Source organism: Pseudomonas sp. PF05 (genome assembly GCF_056521845.1).
Genome location: NZ_JBWLPW010000002.1, coordinates 1 through 25,504, shown reverse-complemented (window position 1 = coordinate 25,504; position 25,504 = coordinate 1). Strand labels below are relative to the sequence as shown.

Annotated in this window: 24 protein-coding genes and 3 tRNA genes; 8 read left to right on the top strand and 19 right to left on the bottom strand. The window is 59.7% G+C overall.

Annotated features, from left to right (window positions below):
* Window positions 1–188: 188 nt before the first annotated feature.
* Entirely contained in the window at window positions 189–857 is a 669-nt protein-coding gene (locus AC09SL_RS05235; protein WP_058544159.1) for a Bax inhibitor-1/YccA family protein, read from the bottom strand.
* Window positions 858–981: 124 nt separating this feature from the next.
* On the opposite strand from AC09SL_RS05235, the gene AC09SL_RS05230 reads away from it, so the two are divergent.
* The 3 genes from AC09SL_RS05230 (at window position 982) to AC09SL_RS05220 (ending at window position 4,110) form a co-directional block, all read left to right on the top strand.
* Window positions 982–1,069, top strand: a tRNA-Ser gene (locus tag AC09SL_RS05230).
* 123 nt (window positions 1,070–1,192) lie between these two features.
* Window positions 1,193–2,047: a prohibitin family protein gene (locus tag AC09SL_RS05225; protein WP_081264418.1), complete on the top strand. Its 855-nt coding sequence runs from the start codon at window positions 1,193–1,195 to the stop codon at window positions 2,045–2,047.
* 266 nt (window positions 2,048–2,313) lie between these two features.
* Complete coding sequence (locus tag AC09SL_RS05220) at window positions 2,314–4,110, top strand: DAHL domain-containing protein (RefSeq protein WP_058545991.1); 1,797 nt, start codon at window positions 2,314–2,316, stop codon at window positions 4,108–4,110.
* A gap of 135 nt (window positions 4,111–4,245) precedes the next feature.
* Here the strand turns inward: AC09SL_RS05220 and AC09SL_RS05215 are convergent, their stop codons facing one another.
* Window positions 4,246–4,437: a DUF2188 domain-containing protein gene (locus tag AC09SL_RS05215; RefSeq protein ID WP_081264414.1), complete on the bottom strand. Its 192-nt coding sequence runs from the start codon at window positions 4,435–4,437 to the stop codon at window positions 4,246–4,248.
* 102 nt (window positions 4,438–4,539) lie between these two features.
* Window positions 4,540–5,439 carry a polysaccharide deacetylase family protein gene (locus AC09SL_RS05210; protein WP_058545992.1) on the bottom strand — a complete coding sequence of 300 codons (900 nt, stop codon included), beginning with the start codon at window positions 5,437–5,439 and terminating at the stop codon, window positions 4,540–4,542.
* Between the two features lie 238 nt (window positions 5,440–5,677).
* Here AC09SL_RS05210 and AC09SL_RS05205 point away from each other — a divergent pair, with 238 nt between their 5' ends.
* The 3 genes from AC09SL_RS05205 (at window position 5,678) to AC09SL_RS05195 (ending at window position 6,859) form a co-directional block, all read left to right on the top strand.
* Window positions 5,678–5,932 (top strand): DUF6555 family protein, encoded by a 255-nt coding sequence (locus AC09SL_RS05205; RefSeq protein WP_058545993.1) that lies wholly within the window; start codon window positions 5,678–5,680, stop codon window positions 5,930–5,932.
* A 151-nt stretch (window positions 5,933–6,083) separates the two neighbouring features.
* Window positions 6,084–6,314, top strand: coding sequence for a hypothetical protein (locus tag AC09SL_RS05200; protein ID WP_058545994.1), 231 nt, complete (start codon window positions 6,084–6,086; stop codon window positions 6,312–6,314).
* Between the two features lie 119 nt (window positions 6,315–6,433).
* Window positions 6,434–6,859, top strand: coding sequence for a hypothetical protein (locus AC09SL_RS05195; protein ID WP_058545995.1), 426 nt, complete (start codon window positions 6,434–6,436; stop codon window positions 6,857–6,859).
* A 28-nt stretch (window positions 6,860–6,887) separates the two neighbouring features.
* On the opposite strand, the gene AC09SL_RS05190 is transcribed toward AC09SL_RS05195, so the two are convergent.
* Window positions 6,888–7,115, bottom strand: coding sequence for a PLD nuclease N-terminal domain-containing protein (locus AC09SL_RS05190; RefSeq protein WP_014338117.1), 228 nt, complete (start codon window positions 7,113–7,115; stop codon window positions 6,888–6,890).
* Window positions 7,116–7,188: 73 nt separating this feature from the next.
* Window positions 7,189–7,374, bottom strand: coding sequence for a hypothetical protein (locus AC09SL_RS05185; RefSeq protein WP_003201747.1), 186 nt, complete (start codon window positions 7,372–7,374; stop codon window positions 7,189–7,191).
* Between the two features lie 283 nt (window positions 7,375–7,657).
* Between AC09SL_RS05185 and AC09SL_RS05180 the strand changes: the two genes are divergently transcribed.
* Window positions 7,658–8,020 carry an NUDIX hydrolase gene (locus AC09SL_RS05180; RefSeq protein WP_058545996.1) on the top strand — a complete coding sequence of 121 codons (363 nt, stop codon included), beginning with the start codon at window positions 7,658–7,660 and terminating at the stop codon, window positions 8,018–8,020.
* A 128-nt stretch (window positions 8,021–8,148) separates the two neighbouring features.
* On the opposite strand, the gene AC09SL_RS05175 is transcribed toward AC09SL_RS05180, so the two are convergent.
* The 3 genes from AC09SL_RS05175 to AC09SL_RS05165 all read right to left on the bottom strand — a co-directional run bounded on the left by AC09SL_RS05175 (window position 8,149) and on the right by AC09SL_RS05165 (window position 9,200).
* Complete coding sequence (locus tag AC09SL_RS05175; RefSeq protein WP_064106846.1) at window positions 8,149–8,616, bottom strand: hypothetical protein; 468 nt, start codon at window positions 8,614–8,616, stop codon at window positions 8,149–8,151.
* 230 nt (window positions 8,617–8,846) lie between these two features.
* Window positions 8,847–8,933, bottom strand: a tRNA-Leu gene (locus AC09SL_RS05170).
* A gap of 193 nt (window positions 8,934–9,126) precedes the next feature.
* Window positions 9,127–9,200 (bottom strand) — tRNA-Cys (locus AC09SL_RS05165).
* A gap of 397 nt (window positions 9,201–9,597) precedes the next feature.
* Between AC09SL_RS05165 and AC09SL_RS05160 the strand changes: the two genes are divergently transcribed.
* Window positions 9,598–10,377: a TSUP family transporter gene (locus tag AC09SL_RS05160; protein WP_058545998.1), complete on the top strand. Its 780-nt coding sequence runs from the start codon at window positions 9,598–9,600 to the stop codon at window positions 10,375–10,377.
* Here AC09SL_RS05160 and nudC read toward each other — a convergent pair.
* From nudC to AC09SL_RS05105, 11 genes are all read right to left on the bottom strand, one after another.
* Window positions 10,345–11,175 (bottom strand): NAD(+) diphosphatase, encoded by an 831-nt coding sequence (gene nudC, locus AC09SL_RS05155; RefSeq protein ID WP_058545999.1) that lies wholly within the window; start codon window positions 11,173–11,175, stop codon window positions 10,345–10,347. The two genes, AC09SL_RS05160 and nudC, sit on opposite strands and share 33 nt — an antisense overlap.
* Window positions 11,176–11,181: 6 nt before the next feature.
* A complete protein-coding gene (locus AC09SL_RS05150) occupies window positions 11,182–11,994 on the bottom strand; it encodes a crotonase/enoyl-CoA hydratase family protein (protein ID WP_058546000.1) in 813 nt (270 codons plus the stop codon).
* A gap of 169 nt (window positions 11,995–12,163) precedes the next feature.
* Window positions 12,164–13,651, bottom strand: a complete 1,488-nt coding sequence (locus tag AC09SL_RS05145; RefSeq protein ID WP_058546001.1) for an efflux transporter outer membrane subunit — start codon at window positions 13,649–13,651, stop codon at window positions 12,164–12,166.
* Window positions 13,648–16,752 carry an efflux RND transporter permease subunit gene (locus AC09SL_RS05140; RefSeq protein WP_058546002.1) on the bottom strand — a complete coding sequence of 1,035 codons (3,105 nt, stop codon included), beginning with the start codon at window positions 16,750–16,752 and terminating at the stop codon, window positions 13,648–13,650. The genes AC09SL_RS05145 and AC09SL_RS05140 overlap by 4 nt, the downstream gene beginning before the upstream one ends.
* Window positions 16,753–16,921: 169 nt before the next feature.
* The gene (locus AC09SL_RS05135) at window positions 16,922–20,017 is read right to left on the bottom strand and encodes an MdtB/MuxB family multidrug efflux RND transporter permease subunit (RefSeq protein WP_058546003.1); all 3,096 of its coding nucleotides are present in this window, start codon (window positions 20,015–20,017) and stop codon (window positions 16,922–16,924) included.
* Window positions 20,014–21,330: an MdtA/MuxA family multidrug efflux RND transporter periplasmic adaptor subunit gene (locus tag AC09SL_RS05130; protein WP_058546004.1), complete on the bottom strand. Its 1,317-nt coding sequence runs from the start codon at window positions 21,328–21,330 to the stop codon at window positions 20,014–20,016. The genes AC09SL_RS05135 and AC09SL_RS05130 overlap by 4 nt, the downstream gene beginning before the upstream one ends.
* A gap of 177 nt (window positions 21,331–21,507) precedes the next feature.
* Complete coding sequence (gene tpx, locus AC09SL_RS05125) at window positions 21,508–22,008, bottom strand: thiol peroxidase (RefSeq protein ID WP_046065784.1); 501 nt, start codon at window positions 22,006–22,008, stop codon at window positions 21,508–21,510.
* Between the two features lie 282 nt (window positions 22,009–22,290).
* Window positions 22,291–22,962: a DUF3313 domain-containing protein gene (locus AC09SL_RS05120; protein ID WP_058546005.1), complete on the bottom strand. Its 672-nt coding sequence runs from the start codon at window positions 22,960–22,962 to the stop codon at window positions 22,291–22,293.
* A gap of 92 nt (window positions 22,963–23,054) precedes the next feature.
* Complete coding sequence (locus tag AC09SL_RS05115) at window positions 23,055–23,549, bottom strand: hypothetical protein (protein WP_058546006.1); 495 nt, start codon at window positions 23,547–23,549, stop codon at window positions 23,055–23,057.
* Between the two features lie 99 nt (window positions 23,550–23,648).
* Window positions 23,649–24,146, bottom strand: coding sequence for a GNAT family N-acetyltransferase (locus AC09SL_RS05110; protein WP_058546007.1), 498 nt, complete (start codon window positions 24,144–24,146; stop codon window positions 23,649–23,651).
* 178 nt (window positions 24,147–24,324) lie between these two features.
* The gene (locus AC09SL_RS05105) at window positions 24,325–25,305 is read right to left on the bottom strand and encodes a LysR family transcriptional regulator (protein ID WP_058546008.1); all 981 of its coding nucleotides are present in this window, start codon (window positions 25,303–25,305) and stop codon (window positions 24,325–24,327) included.
* Window positions 25,306–25,504 lie beyond the last annotated feature (199 nt).

Sequence of the window (25,504 nt, the reverse complement as noted above, 5' to 3'; positions counted from 1 at the left end):
TGAGAAGCGCAAAAGTGAGCCGCTGTAGGAGCGAAACCGCCAGCCGCCGTTACCGCAGAAATGGATATACCCCCCAAAAACGCACCTAAAAAACCAAAAAAACGGCGCTTTTCATTTCTGAAAAACGCCGTTGTTTCTATGTGAACAGCATCACGCCGAAGCGGGCTTCTCACTCATCGCCAATGCAATCAGTCGTCGCGACCCATCAGGCCAAACAGCTGCAGCAGGCTGACGAACAGGTTGTAGATCGATACATACAGGCTGATGGTAGCCATGATGTAGTTACGCTCGCCGCCATGGATGATGGCGCTGGTCTGGTACAGGATGCAGACCGACGAGAACAGCACGAAGCCGGCGCTGATCGCCAGTTGCAGGCCGCTGATCTGGAAGAAGAAGCTGGCCAGCACTGCCCCCAGCAGGACAAAGAAGCCTGCGGTGATGAAACCACCCAGGAAGCTCATGTCCTTGCGGGAAATCAGCACGTAGGCCGACAGGCCACCGAACACCAATGCGGTCATTGCGAAGGCCGAGCTGACCACTTCAGCGCCACCCTGCATTTGCAGGTAGCGATTGAGGATCGGGCCGAGCAAAAAGCCCATGAAGCCGGTCAGGGCGAAAGCCGACACCAGGCCCCAGGCCGAATCACGGAGTTTGTTGGTGAGGAAGAAAAGGCCGTAGAAACCGATCAGCACGACGAAGATGTTCGGGTAACCCACCCGCATCTGTTGTGCGACGTAGGCCATCACACCGCTGAAAGCGAGTGTGAGTGCCAGCAAGCCATAAGTGTTGCGCAGGACGCGGCTAACCTCTAGCTGCTCAGCCTGCACGTTGTTCACTGCGTAATCCTGTTCGCGCATGGCGACACTCCTCCGGTTTTGAAACATTCAGTGGCAAGGATCATAACAGACGCTCTGTAACAAGCTACGTAGAGAGTTTGACAGTGTGTTTCATTCGGGTATTATGGCGCCCGCAACGCAATACGGAGGTGTGGCCGAGTGGTTTAAGGCAACGGTCTTGAAAACCGTCGACTGTAACAGGTCCATGAGTTCGAATCCCATCGCCTCCGCCATCTTCTAACGTTAAAGCCCTGATTATTCAGGGCTTTTTCGTGTCTGGCATTCGCAATACCGATGCAGCTTCAACACTGGACGCAGCTATGGCAAACCCCATCCAGCCACTCAAGGAAAGAAAAGTGACCCGTAAAACCATCGGCTCCATCGTTGCTGCAATCGTGGGCATTCTCCTGTTGTGCGTCTTCTTTGGCAGCTGGTACACGGTCGACGAAACCGAGCGTGGCGTACTGCTGCGCAACGGGGCGCTGGTCGGGGTGATTGAACCGGGCCTGTCCTTCAAGATGCCATTTATCGAGTCGGTACGCCTGATCAGTGTCCAGAGCCAAGTCACGGCTTATGAAGACCTCCAGGCCTACAGCAAGGACCAACAGTCCGCCCAGCTCAAGGTGTCCGTGTCCTGGCATATTGCGCCTTCCGATGTAGCGAAGGTCTATACCCAGTTCAAGGATCTTGAAGGCATCCGCGACCGGATGATCAGCCGCCAGGTGCCGACACAAGTGGAAAACGTATTCGGCAAGTTCAACGCCGTGGCTGCCGTGCAGAACCGCGTCCAACTGGTCAACGATATTTCCACAGCGATCAAGGCCAGCATTACCGGGCCGGTGATCATCGACAGCGTCCAGGTCGAAAACATCGACTTCAGCGACGCCTATGAAAAAGCCATCGAAGCGCGCATGGCTGCGGAAGTCCAGGTCAAGACCCGCGAGCAGCAACTCGCCACCGAACAGGTGCAAGCACAGATTCGTGTGACTCAGGCCCAGGCGGAGGCCGATTCGCAAGTGGCGCAGGCCAAGGCAGACGCACTGGCTACCGAGTTGCGCGGCAAAGCCGAAGCCGAAGCCATCAAGGCACGGGCCCAGGCCCTGGCCAGCAACCAGAATCTGGTGGAACTGACCAAGGCCGAGCGCTGGAACGGCGTCTTGCCAACCACCGTGCTGCCAAACGGCGCCCTGCCCTTCATCGACATCAAGTAATGCCACCGGCGCGGCCTGCCCGGCCGCGCCTGCTCCACTTCGGCGCATTTTCGCTGCAAAGTGCCCCGCTCGTTAGCGCTACACTCAGCCATGAACCCGACGTTCATCGTTAGCAGGGAGCCCAACGTGTACCCAGGCAAAAACAGACCGGCACGACAAACCGTACGACAATTTCCTTTTTCCCCCTTCGGCTCACGCCTTGAGCCCCTCCCTCCCCTCGAAAATTCACCGACTCCTTCGACAAGCCCCCTGAACAGGAGAGTAGAGTGACCACCATTATTAAAAAATATAAATGGCCCGCCCTGCTGGCCGTCGCGTTTGTCGTGTTTTCTGCCCTGATATTCTTTTTAATCAAGTCATACACGTACGACTCATCGACCTATTTCGAATCTCGTGACTTCATCCGACAACTCAAGCAGGCCGACGCGAACTGGAACGGCAAGATCCTCAGGAAGAAGATCGGCGTCAACAACAACCTGTCACTGGCCCCGCCGGCAGAGGCGGACAGTCGCTGGCAGCAGCTGGAACGACTCAATAACTCCGGCCCCTTGGCGGCGCTTTGGGCATCCAGGCGCAAGGGTTATGTGGACGCCGTCAAGAACAAGACCTTTTTGGTAGAGCAATTCGAACAGCACAACGCCAATCTACGCACGTCCCTGGATGCGCTGCCGCTGGTTGAAGACGAAATTCAAACGCAGCTCAAGGAGATGAGCATAGAAAGCCCCATGGAGCGCCTGACCGCAGCGTCCAATGTGCTTGAATTGACCCTGACGACACTGGAGTTCGCGCTTTATGTCACCTCTGAAAAAGCCCGGGAAGTGCAAGGCAAATTAACCGAGCTGGAACCCTACATCGATCAGTTGCCCCCGACCTATCAGACGCCCTTCACTACCTTGACCCAGCACGTCAAGACCATCGTCCAGGAACAACCTGTCGTCAATGACCTGCTCGATCGCATCAGCGTCATTCCGGTTGCCCAGGAACTGGATAGCATCAATGAGCTGTTGAACGAGACACAGCGCAGGACAGCCGCAACGGACCGCCAATATCATATCTACCTGGTCGTACTTGCTGGCCTGATGGCAATTCTGATGATCTACCTGGCGGTGCGGCTGGTTCGCAGTTACGCCGTCATCAATCAGATCAACCAGCAACTGCAAACGTCCAATGAACGACTCGAGGAACGCGTGCAGGAGCGTACCCGAGAGCTGAAGGAGGCCGAACGCGAATTGGTGGATGCGGCCCGCATGGCAGGCATGGCCGAGATTGCCACGAACGTGCTGCACAATGTCGGGAATGTGCTCAACAGCGTGAATATTTCAGCCGAGGTCGTGACCCGCAAGTTGAGGAACAGCAAGACCGTTGGGCTCACCAAAGCGGTCAAAATGATGAATGAGCATGCCGAGGATCTTGGCCAGTTCATCACCCTTGATGAAAAAGGCCGGTTGCTACCGCGTTATTTCAACGAACTGGTCGACTCCATCGCCGCGGAACAGGCAGTGCTTATCGATGAGCTGGCACAGTTGACCAAGAGCATCGATCACATCAAGGAAATCGTCACCACTCAACAAACCTATGCAGGAGCCGCCAGGCTGATCGAACCGCTCAATGTCAGCGATCTGTTCGAAGATGCGCTACGCATGAACTCGGGCGCGCTCAGTCGACATCATGTCACCGTCATCAAGGACTATCAGGACGTTCCTGCGATCATGGGGGACAAGCACCGGTTGCTGCTGATCCTGATCAACCTGATCAGCAACGCCAAATTCGCGATGTCGCACATCAGCGAGCACCCGCGGGAAATCACCCTGGGGATCCGCATCCTCGACGAAACAACGCTCTGCCTCAGCGTCAAGGACCGAGGCGAAGGCATTTCTGCACAGAACCTGGCGCGCATCTTCAACCACGGTTTCACGACCCGCAAGGACGGCCATGGGTTTGGCCTGCACAGCTGCGCTCTGGCAGCGGTTGAAATGAATGGCCGTCTTTATGTTCATAGCGACGGACCGGGGCAAGGCGCTCTGTTTACCCTGGAAGTCCCGCTGGAATTGGCACGCGTCTGATCACCGTGATGGGCCCAGGCTGACCCCATCGCTCCCACAGGTTTTTTTTGGTGAACACTCGAAACGCTGTGGGAGCGAGCTTGCTCGCGATGGGGGTGTACCTGTCACCGAGAGATTGGATGCACCGCCCACCACCTATTTTGTGTTCACAGGCCGGCCGCTACTGTTTCTCCGTGTTGGCAACGCGGCAGCGTAGGCCAGGGCTTCCTCACGGGAAGCAAAGGAACCCAACCGGTCAGCCTGGGTACAGACCCTCCAGGGACCGCTGTTTACGCTAAGCACGTCATAACCGTTGATGTGCATTTTCGTCAGCATCGCAGTACTCATTGGTCACCTCCGACTTTAACCAAGGGTGCACGGCCTACCATACACGCTGATTGCCCAGGGCGGCCAACCGAACGTCGCGTCACCCGCCGCATTCGTGGCGCATCAGTGCGAATCCGAATCCCACAACCAATCCCACAGCCCCGGCAGATGCACGGGCTCTGTGCTGTGGTCGACCGTCCGAGCCAAGGCCGCTCTCGCCAGTGCCTGGTGGTCATCATAGAACGGCTTGGCGGCAGTCCTCACGCCGGTAGCCTTGGCACTGTCGAGCAGGATTTGCAGGTATTCGCGGGCATGCCGGGCGGTGTAACGGTTGATGTCGTGAAACGTCACCACCACCGGAATGACCCCATCGACCACCGGCAATTGCCCGGCGGCAATGCGCTCGCGCACTTCGGAGAGTTGCCGGGTCAGGTTGATCCGCCGCCGCGGGCTCATCGTGATGCCCCAGACTTTGCCGTCATTTGCGCTCAAGTCGGTCAACAGAATGTGCAAGCCATGTTGTCGGTAGGCGGCGGAAGTGCGCCTGTCGAAGCTCCAGAATGGCGGCCTTACCAAGGTCGGCGGCGCACCTGTGATGGAGGCGATATCGCTTGCGCCATGGGCAAGCGATTGTTCCAGCTCATCAGGTTTGAGGAACCGGTGGTTACTGTGCCAATGGGTCGCCGTATGAAAGCCCAGCACATGGCCTTCCTGCTGTTGACGGCGCATTATCGAGCGGCCAATGTCACTGCCACCGGCACGGGGGGCGCGGGTCTGCAGGAAAAACACCGCCTTGATACCGGGCTGTACCGGGTTGTCTGCGAGTGCGTCGAGCACCTCCAGGCTAGGGTTCCAGATAGACGAGGCGCTGGGCCCATCATCGAATGTCAGCAGGAAACGGATCGGAGGTTGTTCACGCAAGCGTTGCTCGGTTTGCGGCGTCAGTTCGATGGGCGCGCCAATGCAGCCCGACAAACCGATGGCGAGGGCTGCAATGAACAGCACCCTGGCGGTGTTTTTCATGTTGTGCCTTTTGTTGATGCCGCACTGCGTCGCCTTTGATCCCTGGCCTACGGTGTTGAAGCTCACCTTGGAGAAGGGTAACCGGGTTTGGTTCCTTGCCGTGAGTTCCGGCTGGTTGCAAATATTTCCGTTGCCCCGAGCTTGAGCCTGGGCGGCATCAATTTAACCATCTGGAAATTCGATGGAATTTTCCGAGTGCCTTTGTATCCATCCGTATAGAACTAATTAGGGAGGATTTATGGGCGGGCCATCGCTTTACATCATTGACTACATGCTCCATGGCGAGCCCAAGTCATTCATTATTCGCGCTGAAGTGATGAATAACTCCGAGGCTTGGCATTGGGCCAGTTGCGACGCGGGGGTCGGGCGCATACCGAAATTCGGGAGAGAGAAGGTCAAGCGGGTCTCCAAACCCCTTGCTGAAAAATACGGTATTACCGACGTGCGTTGGCGGGCGAGCGTCACGCCGTCCTGGGTCAAGGAGTCCGGCTAACGCCACTTGCATTGTTTCCGGCGCACCGGCTGTCTAGCCGGGCGCCGGATTCTTCCACAGAGCTTGAATAACTCAACTACGCTTAAACCACGGCATGGCCCGCCCCTGGCGGGTCTTGTGCTGTCTCATCAACCCTGAATGGAGGTGTGACATGTCCGAAAAAGAGTCCATCACCACCCTGCTCACCTTGCTGGAATCGCGTCAGACCAGGCTCACGGCAGCCTGCAAGGAAATTGCCGATTGGGTCGACCACCAAGGCGGGCATCCCACCGCAGTGCGCATCCGGGACCGGCTCAACGACATCGACAAAGACGCCCCGTCGATCCAAAGCGCGCTAACGGCGCTCAAGCCTGCCGAGCCCCCTCTGCCCAAGTTCCGCTGACGCGCAGCGCCTGGCTGTTCCCCCTGAGTTCTACCGGTTGGAAAACTGATGGAACGCGGGCTTTTTTTGCACCTCGAAATGGATAGGCACCGGTGCAGAAACCGCGAAGGGAGAAACTCATGAATGCCAGAATCCTGTTGTTGATCGTTTGTGCAAGCCCCACCGCCGTCCTGGCCCAAGGCTGCGACGTCATCACTCGATCCCAAAGCCAGGCCGTTCCAGTGATCGAAAACCACAGCTGTTACGAATACAAAGGCATCCCCACCGAAACCCTCGATTGGTCGTGCAGCAATGAAAGCAAGGGAATGCTCACAACCCAAAAGCGTAAGGTCGAACGTTGCGCCGAGGGTTACGTAGCGACATGCCAGGCGAGGCTGACCCAGGAAGCGTTGGCCAACCCGCACTCAACCAGCAGGGACAAGCACGGCGGGTCAGCCAACCTTCCCGACAATGCAAAGGTGACCTGGTACTACTACAGTATCGAGCAGCTACAGCAGGCCCAGGAGGATTGCGAAACCACCGGCGGCGATTGGACCAACCAATGAAAGGACGGCCCGTACAGCCGCTTCCTGGCTAACCTTTGCTGTGCTCCGGCGATGACGGCCCTTCCTTGACGCCGCGAGGGCCGGCTACCCCCCAGATGACCAGGCCCAAAACCGGCAGAATGATCAGCAACAGGGCCCATCCAGCCTTGGTACCGGCCGACTTGTCGCTTCGAAAGACGCTGACAATCGCCCACAAATCGACGAGCAGCAAAAGCACCGCAACAGCGATCCAGAAATAACTGGCTAATTCAGACATGGCCTAATCCTCTTGTTGGTCTAAGGATTAGGCATAGCCGTCGAGGCGCCGTTCAAAGAAATTGCCCCCGCACTTATCCCCGCTCGTTCAGATAAGCAACCCACTGCTCATAGGCTTCATGTTGACGCTGGACTGCTTCATCCCAGGTCGATCCGCTCATTTGATGGACACATATGAGTTTCATCATCTCCGATGTTGCCGTATCGAGCTCCACCAGGAGCTCGTGGGATTTAATCTTGAAGTCTTCAACGGTGGTCATTTCTCGCTTCCTTCCCCTACGGGGCCGGCCAGTGCACCCAACATGGATTCATTTTTTTGAAGCTGATTCAATTTGAGGCGATAACCGGTCGAAAGCTTGGCGCTGGCGGTTGGACAGAGGGCTGGAGCGATGACTGTTTAAAAAAAGCTCAGTCTTTCCCGCTCTGTCGTGGTCGTAAGGGATAAGACCTTGAAAAACCTGCCATTGAACGAAGCAGATAATGCCAGGCTCAAATATTGCAGTTATATTTCAATCTAATGACAGTCACTGATCGAGCACGGCCATGAAAATTCGAGCGACCGTCATCTGCGAGGAAAATCGCCACATCTTGCTGGTGCGTAAAGCCAATAGCCGTTGGGCGTTGCCGGGCGGTACCGTCGAGCGCGGCGAAACCCATGCCGGGGCCGCCGTCCGGGAATTGGCAGAGGAAACCGGGCTGGACGTCGAGAATCTGCTCTACTTGATGCGAGTCAATGACGGGCAAACCGAACATCATGTGTTCGAAGCATCGGTCAGCGACTCGACGGTGGCCAAGCCACAGAATGAAATCAGCGATTGCCTCTGGCATCCGTTGGACGCCATTACCCAGCTGCAAATGAAAAAGGGGATGAGGGACATTCTCGAGGCGTTTCGGCGACGGTTGTGAGGCACCGGCACTGATGACCAACACCGGATAGGTTGCATGAGAAATATCATGCAACCTATTGTTTTATAAATACTAGATGATCAAAAAATTGCCCGAAATCTGCCATCAAACCGCTGAGGGCAACGGGCTCACTTTTTCTGCCAGGCGGTGCTGATCGGATTGACCACGGTATTTTCTTCCTGCGTATAGGTCCCGTTCTGCTGGGCTATCGCCTCGCCGGTGTCGACAATTGCGTTCTGGATAAATACGTTTTGTGCATCACCTCGAATAAAGGTGAGCTGGTGATACGCTGTTTTATTGCCCCAGTCAGCGGAAGGCAGGGAGATGAACTTTACGGTGTATGTCTCGTCGGTGTGCTGGCCCTGCAAGACGTAGACACCGTAATGATTTTCTCCCTGAGAGATGATTTTGTACAAACCGTTGCTGTAGTAATAAATTTCCGCGTCGGGAAAGGGCTTCTTATCGTACATTTTCCGATAGTGCAGAACCTGCTTGACGGTCGGCTCGCCAAAGTTCACGGCCAGCGTTTTCCCATCAACGGAGGTTGTCTCCCCAGCGCATACAGCGCTGCTGCTCATCAAGGCCAACAGACTCATCGTTGCGATCGTTTTCACGCGTTACCTCTCCATGGTCAAAGGATTAGCGTACTGGGCAAGGGCTGGAGGACGTAACCACCAGCCACTCACCTTGCTAATCTCAACGCCGAGTGTAGAGGCTTGCGCTTGAAAATACCCGCAGGCTTGGACTCCGCTTCCGCAGCAGTTTTCAGAAGCGGAAACGAACAAGGGTTTGCATTAGCTTTCGCTCGCAAACCCTTGATTTTAGATGGTGCCCGAAGCCGGAATCGAACCGGCACGCCCTTACGAGCGGGGGATTTTAAGTCCCATGCGTCTACCAGTTTCGCCATTCGGGCGGTAGCGCGGTTAGCCTTGGGAACGTCGGCAAAATCCAGTGGCCGATGTTCTGGCTGGTGCAGCAAGAGGGGGAATATATACATCCCTCCCCTGCGAAGCAAGGTAGCTCATGCCCTTTTCAATACAAAAGCTTTCAATGCTTCGAAAATAAAAAAGCTCTGTAAATCATAGATCTACAGAGCTTTTTAAAAGTGGAGGCCGAAGTCGGAATCGAACCGGCGTAGGTGGATTTGCAATCCACTGCATAACCATTTTGCTATTCGGCCTCAGAACGTTTGATGCAATGCAGCCACATCAACCGCGGTACAAACCTGATCAGGATACAGGGCATCTAGGCGCCGCTATCTCCTTGAAAACATTGAGATTTTTTACGTCCCAGTGCGTTCGATGGGCGCAATTATGTACTCATTTGCCTAGGCTGACAACCCCTTGATTTCAAAAAAAAATCGTCCAGCGGTCTCGGTGTGCCAGGCAGATATCAGGAAGCCTTTTGGGACTGCTGCGCAGCCCAGCGAGAGCAGGCTCCCACGCCACGGGCGATTTGTGGGGTTGTGGGATCTTACAGTGCAACGCCCCAACCGGCTGTCGCAGCCCTGCACCATTATGGGTAACATACCGGCCCTCCCCGCAGCCCTTCTGCGACCTGCCAAATAAGCCTATTTCATGCCTTTTGAACTCAGCGTTGACCTCACTACCCTCGCTATCCTTGCTGTTGTCGCGTTCATTGCCGGTTTCATCGATGCCATTGCCGGTGGCGGTGGGTTGCTGACCACGCCAGCCCTGCTGACGGCAGGCTTGCCGCCTCATCTGGTCCTGGGGACCAACAAACTCAGTTCGACCTTCGGCTCGGCGACGGCCAGCTTCACCTTCTACAAGCGCAAGTTGTTCCACCCAAGGCAATGGACCCACGCCCTCGTCGGCACCCTGGTCGGGGCCCTGACCGGCGCTATCGTCGCCCATTACCTGCCTGCCGAGTGGCTGAACAAGATGCTGCCAGTGATCGTCTTCGCCTGCGGTCTGTACCTGTTGTTCGGCGGCACGCCCAAGGCACCGCTGGACAGTGACGCGCCGATCAAGAAGACATGGCAATCGCCCCAAGGCTTCAGCCTGGGTTTCTATGACGGCGTGGCCGGGCCGGGTACCGGGGCATTCTGGACGGTCAGCAGCCTGCTGCTCTACCCCATCGACCTGGTCAAGGCCAGTGGCGTGGCCCGCAGCATGAATTTCGTCAGCAACATCGCGGCGCTGTCGGTGTTCATCTTTTCCGGGCAAGTGGACTGGGTCATCGGCCTGAGCATGGGCCTGTCGGTGATGATCGGCGCGTTCTTCGGCGCTCGCACCGCCATCAGCGGCGGCGCGAAATTCATCCGACCGGTGTTCATCACCGTGGTGCTCGGCTTGACTGTGCGCCTAGCCTGGCAGCACTGGTTCAGCATGGCCTAGGCGCCGCGCCACATACAGGTCGATCAGGTAGCGGGCAATGGAGCGCGAGGCCGGCAGCGGTGGCAGGTCATGGACGTTGAACCACTGGGCGTCCTCGATTTCATCTTCCTGGGGCACGATGTCGCCACTGGCGTATTCAGCGTGGAAACCCAGCATCATCGAATGGGGGAACGGCCAGCACTGGCTGCCCATGTACTGGATGTTCTTCACCTCGATGCTGACTTCCTCGCGCACCTCTCGCACCAGGCAATCCTCGGCCGACTCGCCCGGTTCGGCAAACCCCGCCAGGGTGCTGTAGACGCCCGGGACGAAACGCGGCGAACGGGCCAGCAGGACTTCATCGCCTCGAGTGATCAGCACGATCATGCTCGGTGAAATCCGCGGATAGTGCCGCAGCTCACAGGCCTCGCAATACATGGCCCGCTCCAACGGAATCTGGTCCATGCGCGTGCCGCAACTGCCACAGAAACGATGCTCCCGGGCCCAGGTGCCGACCTGCGCGGCATAACCCAGCACTTTGTACAGCGTGTGGTCCTCCTCGAGCATGAACGCCCGCAGGCCTTTCCAGTTACAGCCAGGGATGTCCAGCGGGCTGTGCAATTCCAGCAGGTAGACCGGCTCGCCATCCAGGTGACCGATGCCGTGCTCGGCGAGGATCGACAAATCCTGGCGCTTGAGCCATTCGCGGGGAAACAGCGCGCCGTTGTCATCGAACAGAAAGCCCTCAGGGCTACGGGCGACGGCCCAGCCACCAGCAAGAGCGGTATCGAGTACTGCGGTGGTCCAGCGTGAAATCATGGTCGATCAATCCTGAAATTCAGGTTTCTGTTTGCTCATATGGGCGGCCATGGCCACGCGCAGGTCGGTCGATTGCAACATGGCGGCGTTCCAGGTGGCGACGTATTCCAGGCCGTCGTCGATGCGGTGGTCGCGCATGTAGCTGATCATTTCCTTGGTGCCGGTCACGGCAATCGGCGACTTGGCGGCGATTTCCCGGGCGATGTCCATTACGCCGTCGAGCAGGCTGGCGGTATCACTGTAGACACGATTGACCAAGCCGATGCTGCGCGCTTCGTCGGCACCGAAGGTGCGCCCCGTATAAGCGAGTTCACGCAGCATGCCGTCCCCGATGATTCGGGGCAAGCGTTGCAATGTGCCAACATCGGCGGCCATGCCGATATCGATTTCCTTGATGGAGAACTGGGCGTCCTGGGCCGCGTAACGCATGTCGCAGGCGGCAATCAGGTCGATGGCCCCGCCCAGGCAGTAGCCCTGGATCGCCGCGATCACGGGTTTGCGGCAGTTGTCCACGGCGTTGAACGAGGCTTGCAGTTGCAGGATCTTGCGTCGCAGCAGGCGTGCATTGCGCCCGACGTCCTTGCCCAGCTCGTTGGCCACGCCCGCCAGCATCATCAGGTCGATCCCTGAGGAAAAATGCTTGCCGGCGCCGCTCAACACCACCACCCGCACGGCATCGGTGTCGTCGATCCATTGGAAGATATCGATGATCTCGCTCCAGAACGCGGCGTTCATCGAATTGATCTTTTCCGGGCGATTGATCTGCACATGGGCAATGTTGTCTGCAAGTTCGACATTGAACGCTTGGTATTGCGACATGGCAGTGATCCTTTACCGGCTGAAAAGAGGCTCGAACTATAACAAGCCATCGCGACAGGACGTAGGCAGTGCATCGGCCAAAAGCGGGACTGACCGCCGACATGACCACGGAAGTCTTTATTGAAAATGGGGAACCCTGTGGGAGCAAGGCTTACCCCATCAACAGTGATCAGGGCTTCTCGTGCGCCTGCGCCTGCAACTGCCCGTCCCAACCACCCCCCAGCGCCGCAATCAACTGCACACTGGCAATCAGGCGGCTCTGCTGCAGGCTCAGCACACTGCGTTCATTGCTCAAGGCCGTGGCCTGGACGGTCACGACATCGAGGTAGGCAATCAACCCTGCCTTGTACTGGTTCTGCGTCAGGCGCAGGGATTCCCGGGCGGCGTCCAGGGCTTCCTGGCGCACGCGGGCTTCGTCTTCCAGCACCTTGAGCTGGATCATGTAGTTTTCTACCTCGCGCAAGCCGTCGAGCACGGTCTGGCGATAGGTGGCGACGGTCTGGTCGTAGGCCGCGACAGTACGGTCGACCTCTGCCGAACGCTGGCCACCATCGAACAGCGTCATCGCCAATTGTGGCCCTACCGACCAGAAGCGGTTCGGCACGCTCACCCAGTTGTCGTAGGTACTGCTGCTGTAGCCGCCACTGAGGCTCAGGGTCAGGTCCGGGTAATACGCGGCCTTGGCGACCCCGATGTTGGCGTTGGCGGCCATCACCGAGCGTTCTGCCGAGGCGATATCCGGCCGGCGTTCGAGCAACTGCGAAGGCAGCGCCACCGGGATCTGCGGCAGCGACGGGATGTCCTGGGTCTCGGCCAGGTTGAACTCGGCCGGCGGCAGGCCGATCAGCACGGCGATGGCGTTTTCAAACTGGGCCCGTTGCCAGATCAGGTCGATCAGGTCGCCCTGGGCGGTCTTGAGCTGGTTCTGTGCCTGGGCCACCGCGTCCTTGCCGGACACCCCGGCACGGTACTGGTTTTCGGTCATTTTCAGGGAGCGCTGATAGTTGTCGACCGTGGTCTGCAACAGACGCTTCTGTTCATCGATCACCCGCAACTGCAAGTAATTCTGCACCAGTTCCGATTGCTGGCTCAGGCGCATCGCCGCCAGGTCGGCAAAACTGGCTTGCGCGCTCGCCTCGTCAGCTTCCAGGGTGCGGCGCAACTTGCCCCATACATCCGCCTCCCAACTGACGCCAGCCTGGGCGTTGTAGGTGTCGCGAATGCCGCTGGATGAACTGCTCAGGCTCGAACTGCTGCTGCCGGTGCCCTGGCTGGAGCGCGTCTTGCCAACGGTCAGGTCGACGGTGGGGAAAAATGCGCCACGGGCATTGCGCACCAACGCCCGGGCTTGCCGGTATTGGGCGGCGGCCTGGGCCACGGTCTGGTTGGACGTATTGAGCTGGTCCACCAGGCCATTGAGTTGCGCATCGCCGTACAACTCCCACCAGGCGCCCCTGGCCATTGCATCGCTGGGATTGGCCTGTCGCCAACCCTGGGCTTCCTTGTATTGCACCGGGGCGGCAGCCTGGGGACGTTGATAATCCGGCCCGACGGCGCAGGCGCTGAGCATCGCCACGCACAGCACCAGGCTCAGCACCCGCGAGCCACGGGCGGTTGCCAGCGTCGCGGCAAGATTGAAAGGCGAACGGTCGGTCATAGCGGAGTTTCCAGGGCAGCATCAGTGCGCACGCCGCGCCAGCGATTGAAGCGATGGCGCAGTTTGTCGAGATAAAGGTAAACCACCGGGGTGGTGTAGAGCGTCAGTACCTGGCTGAACACCAACCCACCAATGATGGTCAGGCCCAGTGGCTGGCGCATTTCCGAGCCCTCGGCAGTGCCGAGCAACAGCGGCAAGGCGCCAAGGATCGCCGCCAGCGTGGTCATCAGGATCGGCCGCAACCGCAGCAGGCAAGCACTGCGGATCGACTCCTGCGGCGTCTGCCCGGCACGTTCCAGTTGCAGCGCCAGATCGATCATCAGAATGGCGTTTTTCTTCACCACGCCGATCAGCAGAAACAGCCCCAACAGCGAGATCAGGCTGAACTCGCCACCCAGCGCATAGATCGACAGCAACGCGCCGACCCCAGCCGATGGCAACGTGGACAGGATGGTCAACGGATGGATGTAGCTTTCATACAACACCCCCAGCACCAGGTACACCGCCAGCAATGCTCCGAGGATCATGAACGGCTGGCTCTTCTGGGTGGCGGCGAACGCATCGGCGGTGCCGGCCATTTTCGCGATGACATCCTCGGGCATGCCAAGCTTGGCGATCGCCCGCTCGATGGCCGCGGTGCCCTGCTCTACCGTGACGCCTTCGGCCATGTCGAAGGAAATGTCCTCGGAAGCAAACTGGCCTTCATGGCTGACCCGGTCGTCCTCCAGGCTTTTCTCATAGTGTGCTATGGCCGACAGCGGTACGCGCGCGCCATCGGCGGTGATCACCTGGACCTGCTCGAGGGTACTCGGGTCCTGGGCATACTTGGGATTGACCTCCATCACCACTTGGTATTGGTTGAGGCTGTCGTAGATGGTCGAGATCTGCCGCTGGCTATAGGCGTTGTTGAGCACTGCAGTAACCATGTCCATGTCGATGCCCAGGCGCTTGGCCTGGTCGCGGTCCACCATCAGCGTCACCTGCTGTGCCCCACCACCGTCACGGGCGTCGATGGCGGTCAGTTCCGGCAAGGCCCGGAAGGCCGCCACGACCTTGGGATACCAGGTACGCAGCGACGCCAGGTCGGCGCTTTGCAGGATGTAGGAATACTGCGAGGTGGTCTGCTCGCGACCGCCACCGAACTGCAGGTCCTGGTCGGCCATTAACATCAGCTGAGCGCCGGGGACCTTGGGCATTTCTTTACGAAGGCGCTCGATGACCTTTTGTGCAGAAATATTACGCTCCTTGATCGGTTTGAGGCGCACCAGCATGAAAGCGTTGTTGGTGCCGTTGTTGCCACCGATGAAACCGGCGACGCTTTGCACCGCCTCGTCCTTGAGCACGGCGCGGCGGAAGATTTCCATCTTCGGCTGCATCACGTTGAACGACAGCCCGTCGTCGCCACGCACGAAACCGATCAACTGACCGGTGTCCTGCTGCGGCATGAAGGTTTTCGGCACCACCACATACAGCGCAACGTTCACGCCGATGGTCACCAGCAGGCTCAGCAAGGTCAGGCGGCGATGACGCAGCACCCAGTCCAGGCTGCTGGCATAGCCACGGACCATCCACTCATTGAGCCGCTGGCTCCAGCGCTGCAAGCGGTTTTCCTGCCCCGGCACGTGAGGCTTGAGCCAGCGGGCGCAGAGCATCGGCGTGAGGGTCAGCGAGACCACCAGCGAAACCACGATGGACGCCGCCAGGGTGATGGAAAATTCGCGAAACAGGCTCGCGATGATCCCGCCCATGAACAGGATCGACAGGAACACCACCACCAGCGAGACGTTCATCGACAGCAGGGTAAAGCCCACCTCCTCGGCTCCCCGGTATGCGGCCTTCATCGGTGGCATACCTTCGTCGATATGCCGGGAGATGTTCTCCAGCACCACGATGGCATCGTCCACCACCAGGCCGGTCGCCAGGATCAACGCCATCAACGACAGGTTGTTCAGGGAGAAACCGTACAGGTACATCACCGCAAACGTGCCCACCAGCGACACCGGCACCGCCAGGGTCGGGATCAGCGAGGCGCGGAAGTTGCCGAGGAACAGGAACACCACCAGCACCACCAGGGCCACGGCGATCAGCAAGGTCATTTCCGCTTCATGCAGGGTGGCCTTGATCACTGGCGAACGGTCCATCGCCAGGTTCAGCTTGACGCTGGCCGGCAGCACGGCCTGCAACGCCGGCAGCTGCGCCTTGATCTCATTGACCGTCTCGATGATGTTGGCCCCGGCCTGGCGGTTGATCACCAGCAACACGGCGGCATCGTTGTTGAAGAACCCGCTGTTGTAGCGATCCTCGACGCTGTCGGTGACTTTCGCCACGTCCTTGAGCCGCAATACCGAGCCGTCCTGGTAGCGGATGATCAGCGTTTCGTAGTCCTTGGCCTTTTCCAACTGGTCGTTGGCCTGGACCTGCCACATGCGCTGATCGTCCTCTACCGACCCCTTGGGCCGGCGCACGTTGCTATCGGCAACGGCGGTGCGCACGTCATCGAGGGCCACGCCGTACTGGTTGAGCAACTGCGGCTCCAGTTCGATGCGCACCGCCGGCAACGAGCTGCCGCCGATCTGCACTTCGCCGACGCCCGACACCTGGGACAGGCTCTGGGACAGGATGGTCGAGGCCAGGTCGTAGAGCTGGCCTTTTTTCAACACATCCGAGGTCAGCGACAGCACCATGATCGGCGCCTGGGACGGGTTGACCTTCTTATAGGTCGGCATGCTGCGCATGCCGCTGGGCAACAGGTTGCGCGAGGCATTGATGGCCGCCTGCACTTCCCGGGCGGCACCGTTGATGTCACGGTCCAGGTCAAATTGCAGGATGACGCGGGTAGAGCCCTGGCTGGAGCGGCTGCTCATGGTGTTGACCCCGGCGATGGCGCCGAAGGAGCGCTCCAGGGGCGTAGCCACCGTCGAAGCCATTACCTCGGGGCTGGCCCCGGGCAGGTTGGCCTGGACCACGATCACCGGGAAATCCATTTGCGGCAGCGGCGCAACCGGCAGCAGCCCGAAGCTCACACCACCGAGCAGTATGATGGCGAAGCTCAGGAGCATGGTCGCGACCGGACGCTTGATGAATGGGCCGGAGAGGTTCATCGGCACAAGCTCCGGACTGCACATGACAAACCGATAGTAGTAGCTGGGCTTTTGTGGCGAGGGGATTTATCCCCGCGGGGGTGCGCAGCAGCCCCTTCGGTGAGTGCTGCGCACTCAAGCGGGGATAAATCCCCTCGCCACAAAAACCCGCTGCATTCCAGGGAAGAGGTCATACCTGCACCTCATTCGCATCAGGCCTGGCAAACCGCCGTCCCAGCCGATCGAAATACAGGTAGATCACCGGGGTGGTGAACAACGTCAACACCTGGCTCACCAACAACCCACCGACCATCACCAAGCCCAGGGGCTGGCGCAGTTCGGCGCCGGAACCGGTGGCGAACATCAGCGGTATCGCGCCGAACAAGGCCGCCAGGGTGGTCATCAGGATCGGACGGAAGCGCAGCAATGCAGCCTGGTAGATCGCCGTCTGTGGGTCCATGCCCTGGTTGCGTTCGGCGTCGAGGGCAAAGTCGATCATCATGATCGCGTTCTTCTTGACGATGCCGATCAGCAGAATAATGCCGATGATCGCGATCATGCCCAGGTCATTGCCGCTGAGGATCAAGGCCAGCAAGGCGCCGATGGCCGCCGAGGGCAAGGTTGAAAGAATGGTGATCGGGTGGATGTAGCTCTCGTACAGCACGCCCAGGACGATGTACATGGTCACCACCGCCGCCAGGATCAGCAGCAAGGTACTCGACAGCGACGCCTGGAATGCCTGGGCTGCGCCCTGGAACTCGGTCTGCACGCCCACCGGCATGCCGATGTCCCGCTGGACCTTTTCGATCAGATCCACCGCGTGCCCCAGGGCCACGCCCGGCGCAAGGTTGAACGACATCATCACCGCCGGGAACTGGCCGATGTGGGCAATCGCCAGTTGCGCCTGGCGTTCTTCGACCCGGGCCAGGCTCGACAGCCGCACCTGCCCGCCGTCGGTGGTCTTGACGTGAATCTGGTCCAGCGCCTGCGGCCCGATCCGCTCCCCGGCCTGGGCCTGCAACACCACGCGGTACTGGCTGGCCTGGGTGTAGATGGTGGATATCTGCCGCTGGCCGAAGGCGTCATACAGCGCATCGGTGATGTTCGACACCGAGACGCCCAGGCGCGAGGCAGCATCGCGGTCGATCACCAGGTAGACCTGCAGGCCCTTGTCCTGCAGGTCGCTGGCCACATCGGTCAGCTCCGCCTGTTGGGCCAGGGCTTCAACCAGGCGCCCGCTCCACAGGCTGAGCAATTCGGCGTCCGGCGACGACAGGCTGAACTGGTATTGGGTCCGGCTGACCCGATCTTCGATGGTCAGGTCCTGCACCGGCTGCATGAACAGGCGAATGCCCACCAGCCGATCCAGTTGCGGTTGCAAGCGGGCAATGATCTCGGTGGCGCTGTCATCCCGTTCGCTGTGGGGTTTGAGGTTGATCAGCAGGCGACCGCTGTTGAGCGTGGCGTTGTCGCCGTCCACACCGATGTAGGACGACAGGCTCTGCACCGCCGGGTCCGCCAGGATCACTTTCGCCAGTTGTTGCTGACGCTCGCTCATGGCGGCAAAGGAGATCGATTGCGGCGCCTCGGAAATGCCCTGGATCACCCCGGTGTCCTGCACCGGAAAGAACCCCTTGGGCACGGCCAGGTACAGCACCACCGTCAACACCAGGCTGCCCACCGCCACCAGCAGGGTCAGCGGCTGATGCTTGAGCACCCACTGCAACTTGCGTCCGTAGGCGGCGATCAACCAGTCGATCCAGGCGCCGCTGGCGCGGTAGAAACGGCCCTGCTCCGCTTCCTTGGGTTCACGCTTGAGCAAGCGGGCACACATCATTGGTGTCAGGGTCAGGGACACCACCAGGGAAATCAGGATGGCCACAGCCAGGGTGATGGCGAACTCGCGGAACAACCGCCCCACGACATCGGCCATGAACAGCAACGGGATCAGCACGGCGATCAGCGACAGCGTCAGGGAAATCAGCGTGAAGCCGATCTGCTTCGCGCCTTTGAGCGCGGCCTGCAGCGGACTGTCGCCCTCCTCGATGAAACGGGCGATGTTCTCCAGCATGACGATGGCATCGTCCACCACGAAACCGGTGGCAATCGTCAGGGCCATCAAGGTCAGGTTGTTGATGGAGAAACCAGCCAGGTACATCACACCGAAGGTGCCGATCAGCGACAACGGCACGGCCACCGAGGGAATGATGGTGGCGCTGACACGACGCAGGAACAGGAACGTCACCATGACCACCAGGGCGATGGCGATCAGCAATTCATGCTGCACGTCGGTGACCGACGCGCGGATGGTCTGGGTACGGTCGGTCAGCACAGTGACGTCCAGGCCGGCCGGCAGGTTGTCAGTGATGCTTGGCAGCAGGGCCTTGATCCGATCCACCACTTCGATGACGTTGGCTCCCGGCTGGCGCTGGATGTTCAGCAGCACGGCCTGGTTTTCGTTGGCCCAGGCGGCAAGGCGTTCGTTTTCGGCGCCGTCGACGATCTGCGCCACGTCCTTGAGCCGCAGCGGCGCACCGTTGGCATAGGCCAGGATCAGTTCGGCGTAGTCCTTGGGCGAGGTCAACTGGTCGTTGGCGTCGAGCATCGAGACCCGGGTCGGGCCATCGAAGTTGCCCTTGGGCTGGTTGACGTTGGAAGCACCGATCAACGTGCGCACATCGGCCAGGTTCAGGCCGTTGGCCGCCAGGGCCTCGGGGTTGACCTTGATTCGCACGGCCTGGCGCTGGCCACCGGCGATGCTGACCATGCCGACGCCGCTGATCTGGGCGATTTTCTGCGCCATGCGGGTGTCCACCAAGTCGTTGAGCTTGGGCAGCAGCATGGTCTTGGAGGTGATAGCCAGGGTCAGCACCGGGGTGTCGGCCGGGTTGACCTTGTTGTACACCGGCGGCGCCGGCAGGTCCTTGGGCAGCAGGTTGGTGGCCGCATTGATCGCGGCCTGCACCTGCTGCTCGGCGACGTCCATGTTGATGTCGAGGTTGAAGCGCAGGGTAATCACCGAGGCGCCACCGGAACTGGTGGAGGCCATCTGCGTCAGGCCCGGCATCTGCCCGAACTGGCGCTCCAGGGGCGCGGTCACCGCGCTGGTCATCACATCGGGGCTGGCGCCCGGGTACAGGGTCATCACACGGATGGTCGGGTAATCGACCTGGGGCAATGCCGACACCGGCAGCAGCCGATAGGCGATCAGGCCGGCCAGGATGATCGCCAGCATGCTCAGGGTGGTGGCGACCGGGCGAAGGATGAACAGCCGCGAGAGATTCATGCGCCGCCCTTTTTCGCCTTGTCAGCCGCGACCGGCTCAGTGGGCACCGCTGCGGACTTGCCCTGCAAGTGTTCGGTCGGCGTGGCAGGCACTGCCTGGCTGTCGCTGACCACTTCTACTTCACTGCCTTCCTTCAAGCGATCGGTGCCTTCGAGCACCACCCGGTCACCGGCGGCCAAACCTTCGGTGACCACGGTGTTCGCGCCGTCGCTGGCACCGATCTTCAGTTTTTTGATGGTGACCTTCTTGTCGCCATCCAGGGCATAGACGAAGGTGCCGTTGGTGCCGAACTGGATGGCCGCCGTCGGCGCCAGGGTCACGCCTTTGAGGGTGTCCGCCAGCAGGCGGACATTGACAAACTGGTTGGGGAACAGCGACTGGTCGCGGTTCTCGTAGCGGGCCTTGAACTTCAAGGTGCCGGTGGTGATATCAATCTGGTTGTCCAGGCTTTGCAGCACACCGCTGGCCTGCAGTTTCACATCGCTCCGGTCCCAGGCTTCGACGGGCAGTTTCGCCCCGCTGCGGTAACGGGCGAGCACCGTGTCGAGGTTGTTTTCCGGCAGGGTGAACACGACGTTGATGGGTTGGGTCTGGGTGATGACCGCCAGGGACGTGGTGTCGTTGGCCGCCACCAGGTTGCCGGTGTCCAGTTGCCGCAGGCCGACCCGCCCGGAGATGGGCGCGCGGATCTTGGTGAATTCGAGGTTGAGCTTGGCGTCATTGACCGCCGCCTGGTTGGTCTTGACCGTGCCCTGGTACTGCCCCACCAGCGCGGCGGCGGTGTCGAGGGTCTGCTTGGCAATACTGTCTTCAGCGTACAGGCCGCGATACCGCTCAAGGTCTACCTGGGCGTTTTTCAACTGGGCCTGGTTCTGCAACAGCGTGCCTTCGGCCTGGAGCAAGGCGTTCTGGTACGGACGCGGGTCGATCTCGGCCAGCAGGTCCCCGGCCTTGACCATTTGCCCCTCTTCGAAGGCGATCTTGACCAGTTCGCCACCCACGCGGCTGCGCACATTGATGGTATTGAGGGCCGTGACCGTGCCCAACGCCTTGAAGTACAGCGGGAAATCGCCGGTCACCGCCGGCGCCACCCGCACCGGAATCGGCCCCGTCGCCCCACCGAACCCTGGCCGCATGCTGCCCGAGCGCCCCACGTGCCCCGCCGCCGCTTTCTCCCCTGCTCCAGGCTTCTGCGCCGAGCCACTGGGCCAGAACTTCCAGGCTAGCGCCGCGACGACCAATACGATGAACAGGCCAAACAGCCAGCGAAGGGAATTGCGGGAAACAGAGGATTGCATGGAGTGATCAACCATTGGGCGCGTGGACTTCTTTTACGGGAGGCTGAACGATAAGCACTGACGGGTGTTTAGCAAAGCGCCTTTACCGGCAATTTACGTTGGGCTTATCTGGCACATAGTCGGCTAACGCCTTGAAGCACAAAAGAAAACGGCCTGGACAGGGCCAGGCCGTTAACAATTGTAATAAATACCTTATTTCAGAACGGCCAGCGCAGCGTCGTAGTTCGGCTCCTCACCAATTTCCTTGACCAGTTCGCTGTGCAGCACAGTGTCGTTTTCGTCCAGCACCACCACGGCACGGGCGGTCAGGCCTTTCAACGGGCCATCAGCAATTGCCACGCCATAGTCCTGGATGAACTCGGCGCCGCGCAGGGTCGACAGGTTCTGGACGTTTTCCAGGCCTTCGGCGCCGCAGAAACGCGCCTGGGCGAATGGCAGGTCGGCGGAGATGCACAGCACCACAGTGTTGGTCAGATCATTGGCCTGGGCATTGAACTTGCGCACGGAGGTGGCGCAAGTCGGCGTGTCGACGCTTGGGAAGATGTTCAGCACTTTGCGCTTGCCGGCGAAGTCTTTCAGGGAAACGTCCGACAGATTGCCGGCAACCAGGGAAAAGGCTGGCGCCTTGGAACCGGCTTGTGGCAACTGGCCGTTGACTTGGACCGGGTTGCCTTTGAGGGTGACTTGAGCCATGAACGGATTCCTTCTGACAGGTTTGAAAATGGTGAGGCCGGAGTTAACCACGAAATGCCTGCGCGACCTACCGCTGGACATAAAAAGTCGTAGCTTCGCCATCCTGTGTGGGCGCTGGCGAAGGCTGCGATCTTTTGATCTTTTGATCTTTTGATCTTTCACTTGGGATTCAAGTGTCTTTGGAAAGATCGCAGCCTCGTTGCACTCGACAGCTCCTACATGGCTCCTACATGGCTCCTACATGGCTCCTGCATGGCTCCGCTCCCATAGGGGGATTCGTGGCTATTTGGCCTTGAATTTCAGAAACGACTGATGCAAATCCGACGCCCAGCCATCGATGACCCCTTTGACGTCATCGGGCTTCATCACCTGGGACTCGTTGGACAGCGGCTTGCCCGTGCCTTTGCGCACCACTTGTGCGACCACCGCGTTGTTGCCGCCGTCGAGAAAAACCGCTTCGGTACCCAGGGTGGTTTCCTGGTCGCGAATGCCGCTGGCCGTGCTGACAGCGGCCGCCACCAGCGCAATCGGGATCACCTCATACGGTTTCAAGCCTTCGGTCTTGCTGCTGACAGCGGTGATGGCCGCCCGCATCACCAGAACGCCCGGCCCTGGACTGGTCGCCAAGGGCAAGGATTTCCCCGCTTCGCGCTTGAGGGCCTGGTCGTAATAAGCGGTGATGCCCGACAGCGTGGCCTGGGGGATCTTCGCGGTCGGCTGCGGCTTGGGGTAGAGCTGCGTCGGCTCGATATACAGACTGGTGTACTTGCCCGGATCGATCTTCGGATCGACCCAACGCATCACCACGGCCCCCGACGGCGACTTCTCCTCCTTGAGCCGGCTGTAATCACCCAGGAACCCGGAGTACTCATCCGGCTGGGTAACTTTGCTGGAGCAACCCGCCAAGGCGAGCGAGGCGATGCAAACAGTGCCTATCATCGACGAAAACTTCATGCTGTCACTCCTATAAGCCACACCAGGCGGGGCCGGAACTACAGGTATAGCCGATGGGCAGGTTTTTGCCTGCTCGGAAAAGAATGCATGATTCAGTTGCGCTCGCGCGGTATCAGGCTCTGCAATTGTTGTGCAAGGAAGTTGGCATCGAAAGCAAACGTATCGGGGTCCTTCAAGCCGTTGGTCCGACGCCATTGCCATTGCGTCGATGGCGGTTGGCAAACCAGGGAAATACTGCCGTGACGGGTCGCGGCAAGGCCCATGATCGACAAGGATATCTGCCCGCCCGCGCCCATCACCTCCGGCACGAACTCCACCGGTTTCCCGGTAATGGTCAAGGTCAATTTTTCCGTCTTGAAACTGGATACCTCTACCGGAACGCTCGGCCCGTGAGCCACATACCCCTCACGGCTCAACGTCAAAAGACCGGGCGCCAGGACTGGCGCCAACCATTGTTCGATTTGTCCATACAACGCCTTGATCTGCTCGGCCCAAACAGCCGACTGGGCCTGGTGCAATTGTTTCTTGTGCGCTTCGCTGTCGGCGTAGTGACGAAGCATCTCGCCCAATTGCTGTACGTCGTCCATGGGCCGGTCCTCGATTAAGGGAGTACTGCGAAACGCGATGATGACAGGTTCAAGACGTTGGCGTACGTAAAAGCCCTCTTTGCCTGCGCGACGGATCCTTCAGCGCAGCCGCGCCATCGCCAGGGTGTCCACCCAGCGCCCGTCACGCACGGCATAGTCGCGCATCAGGCCTTCGGTTTCGAAGCCGAACTTGCGGTACAGCCCGATGGCCGCCTCATTGTCCGCGTAGACCGTCAGCTCGACCCGCCGCAGGTTCATCCAGTTGTCCGCGACCTCCAGCGCGGCGGCCAGCAGCATCGAACCCACGCCCTTGCCCTGCCAGGCGACAGCCACGCCCATGCCGAGGCTGCCGCAATGGGCACGCCGCACGCGCGAAAACTGCTCCAGCCCCAGGTTGCCGATGACTTCACCCTCGTGCAGGGCCACCAGCTTCAACAAGCGCTCGTCTTCCATTGCCAGGCGCTTGCGCCAGATTTCGGTGGACTGGAACGGCATCTGCAGCACCTGGCGAGTCACCGCCGGATCGTTGTAGAGCGCGGTGACACCGGCGATATGGGCTTCGGTGAAGCGTGCGAGGGTGATCGATGATTCGGACATGCGGCTCCTCCCTGGAGGCGTGACAAGGCCGATCACTATAAGCCGTGCCAGGCTCTAGGGCGAGCCTGTGAGAGCGAGCCTGCTCGCGATGAGGCCCTTTCAGCCGGCGTCGGTGTTGAATGAAAGACCGCTATCGCGAGCAAGCTCGTTCCCACAAGAGGGAGACTTCCTTTTTCGGTTATGTTTGGAACCAATCCCGGCGCTCATCCAGCGTGTGATGGATCAGCTCACGAAGCATCTGCACCTCTGGCGAGCCTTCGGCCTGGACATTGACGGCCATCCACAAGTACCGCTGCATCGACGGACCGAATATTTCCGGCAAGGCGACCAGGCCTCGGTCGAAACGGCTCATGTACAGCGGCAACAGGCCGATGCAGGCGCTGCAGCGAATCATTTCCAGCATCAATTCGTAGGATTGCACCTGCACCACGCCGGCCCGGCGCTGGTCTATCAGGGCGTTCCACGGGGCAAAGCCATCTACGTGTCGGTCCGTCTGCCATTGCACCAGCATGTAGTCGTTCAGGTCGTCCAGGCAATCCGGGCGTGTGGCCGATCGTGAGTAACGCTTGGCGATGTGCGGCACATAGTCCAGGCGCGCCAGTCGGTCCGCTGGCAACGTAGCGAAGCTCGGCCCTGACACCGACACGTGGGCATCACTCAACCAAAGCACCAGATCGGCGCTGACGGCTTGCAGCGCCAGTTCACTGTCCAGGGTGATGATCTGCAGTCGCACGCTGGCATTGCGCCGTAGCAACGAGATCAGGTCGCGGCCCAGGATGTCATGCAGAATCGACTCGGCCACGGCGAGGCGAATCAACGGTTGATCGTTCAGCGGCGGGGCACTTTCGTGGGCCAGAGTGATCAATCGCGCCTGCAACTGCCGACCTTCACGGGTGAGAGTCAAGGCGCTGCCCTGGAAGCTGAACAGCGAGCGTTGCAGCCGCGTCTCCAACTGCGCCAACTGCTTGCGCAGCCAGGTTGCCTTGACGTTGAGGCTACGGGCCGCTTGCATGAAGCAGCCGCAGCGGGCACTGACCAGAAAACACTGCGCCACCTGCGGCTCGATACCGCCGGCCAATGTCAGCCAGGGATCGGGGACACGCAATGGCGTGCGGTATGCGGTGACAGCCTGGCGTCCTGCGGGCTCGGTGAAGGTCATGGGTGACTCCCTGTCGGTTGTACGAATGCGTGGAACTGTGTAGGAACTGCGAAGAAACTGCGAAGAAACTGTATGGGAGCTGTGTAGGAGCTGTGTAGGAGCTGTCGAGTGCAACGAGGCTGCGATCTTTCCAAAGACACTTGAATTCCAAGCGAAAGATCAAGATCAAGATCAAGATCAAGATCAAGATCAAGATCAA

What these genes read in the sequence shown, in the direction of transcription:
- AC09SL_RS05140 (WP_058546002.1), bottom strand. Translation starts at nt 16,752, where the DNA reads ATGAACCTCTCCGGCCCATTCATCAAGCGTCCGGTCGCGACCATGCTC.
- AC09SL_RS05160 (WP_058545998.1), top strand. Translation starts at nt 9,598, where the DNA reads ATGCCTTTTGAACTCAGCGTTGACCTCACTACCCTCGCTATCCTTGCT.
- AC09SL_RS05180 (WP_058545996.1), top strand. Translation starts at nt 7,658, where the DNA reads ATGAAAATTCGAGCGACCGTCATCTGCGAGGAAAATCGCCACATCTTG.
- AC09SL_RS05145 (WP_058546001.1), bottom strand. Translation starts at nt 13,651, where the DNA reads ATGACCGACCGTTCGCCTTTCAATCTTGCCGCGACGCTGGCAACCGCC.
- AC09SL_RS05185 (WP_003201747.1), bottom strand. Translation starts at nt 7,374, where the DNA reads ATGACCACCGTTGAAGACTTCAAGATTAAATCCCACGAGCTCCTGGTG.
- tpx (WP_046065784.1), bottom strand. Translation starts at nt 22,008, where the DNA reads ATGGCTCAAGTCACCCTCAAAGGCAACCCGGTCCAAGTCAACGGCCAG.
- AC09SL_RS05110 (WP_058546007.1), bottom strand. Translation starts at nt 24,146, where the DNA reads ATGTCCGAATCATCGATCACCCTCGCACGCTTCACCGAAGCCCATATC.
- AC09SL_RS05150 (WP_058546000.1), bottom strand. Translation starts at nt 11,994, where the DNA reads ATGTCGCAATACCAAGCGTTCAATGTCGAACTTGCAGACAACATTGCC.
- AC09SL_RS05210 (WP_058545992.1), bottom strand. Translation starts at nt 5,439, where the DNA reads ATGAAAAACACCGCCAGGGTGCTGTTCATTGCAGCCCTCGCCATCGGT.
- AC09SL_RS05135 (WP_058546003.1), bottom strand. Translation starts at nt 20,017, where the DNA reads ATGAATCTCTCGCGGCTGTTCATCCTTCGCCCGGTCGCCACCACCCTG.
- AC09SL_RS05190 (WP_014338117.1), bottom strand. Translation starts at nt 7,115, where the DNA reads ATGTCTGAATTAGCCAGTTATTTCTGGATCGCTGTTGCGGTGCTTTTG.
- AC09SL_RS05175 (WP_064106846.1), bottom strand. Translation starts at nt 8,616, where the DNA reads ATGAGTCTGTTGGCCTTGATGAGCAGCAGCGCTGTATGCGCTGGGGAG.
- AC09SL_RS05205 (WP_058545993.1), top strand. Translation starts at nt 5,678, where the DNA reads ATGGGCGGGCCATCGCTTTACATCATTGACTACATGCTCCATGGCGAG.
- AC09SL_RS05105 (WP_058546008.1), bottom strand. Translation starts at nt 25,305, where the DNA reads ATGACCTTCACCGAGCCCGCAGGACGCCAGGCTGTCACCGCATACCGC.
- nudC (WP_058545999.1), bottom strand. Translation starts at nt 11,175, where the DNA reads ATGATTTCACGCTGGACCACCGCAGTACTCGATACCGCTCTTGCTGGT.
- AC09SL_RS05130 (WP_058546004.1), bottom strand. Translation starts at nt 21,330, where the DNA reads ATGGTTGATCACTCCATGCAATCCTCTGTTTCCCGCAATTCCCTTCGC.
- AC09SL_RS05115 (WP_058546006.1), bottom strand. Translation starts at nt 23,549, where the DNA reads ATGGACGACGTACAGCAATTGGGCGAGATGCTTCGTCACTACGCCGAC.
- AC09SL_RS05215 (WP_081264414.1), bottom strand. Translation starts at nt 4,437, where the DNA reads ATGAGTACTGCGATGCTGACGAAAATGCACATCAACGGTTATGACGTG.
- AC09SL_RS05200 (WP_058545994.1), top strand. Translation starts at nt 6,084, where the DNA reads ATGTCCGAAAAAGAGTCCATCACCACCCTGCTCACCTTGCTGGAATCG.
- AC09SL_RS05120 (WP_058546005.1), bottom strand. Translation starts at nt 22,962, where the DNA reads ATGAAGTTTTCGTCGATGATAGGCACTGTTTGCATCGCCTCGCTCGCC.
- AC09SL_RS05195 (WP_058545995.1), top strand. Translation starts at nt 6,434, where the DNA reads ATGAATGCCAGAATCCTGTTGTTGATCGTTTGTGCAAGCCCCACCGCC.
- AC09SL_RS05235 (WP_058544159.1), bottom strand. Translation starts at nt 857, where the DNA reads ATGCGCGAACAGGATTACGCAGTGAACAACGTGCAGGCTGAGCAGCTA.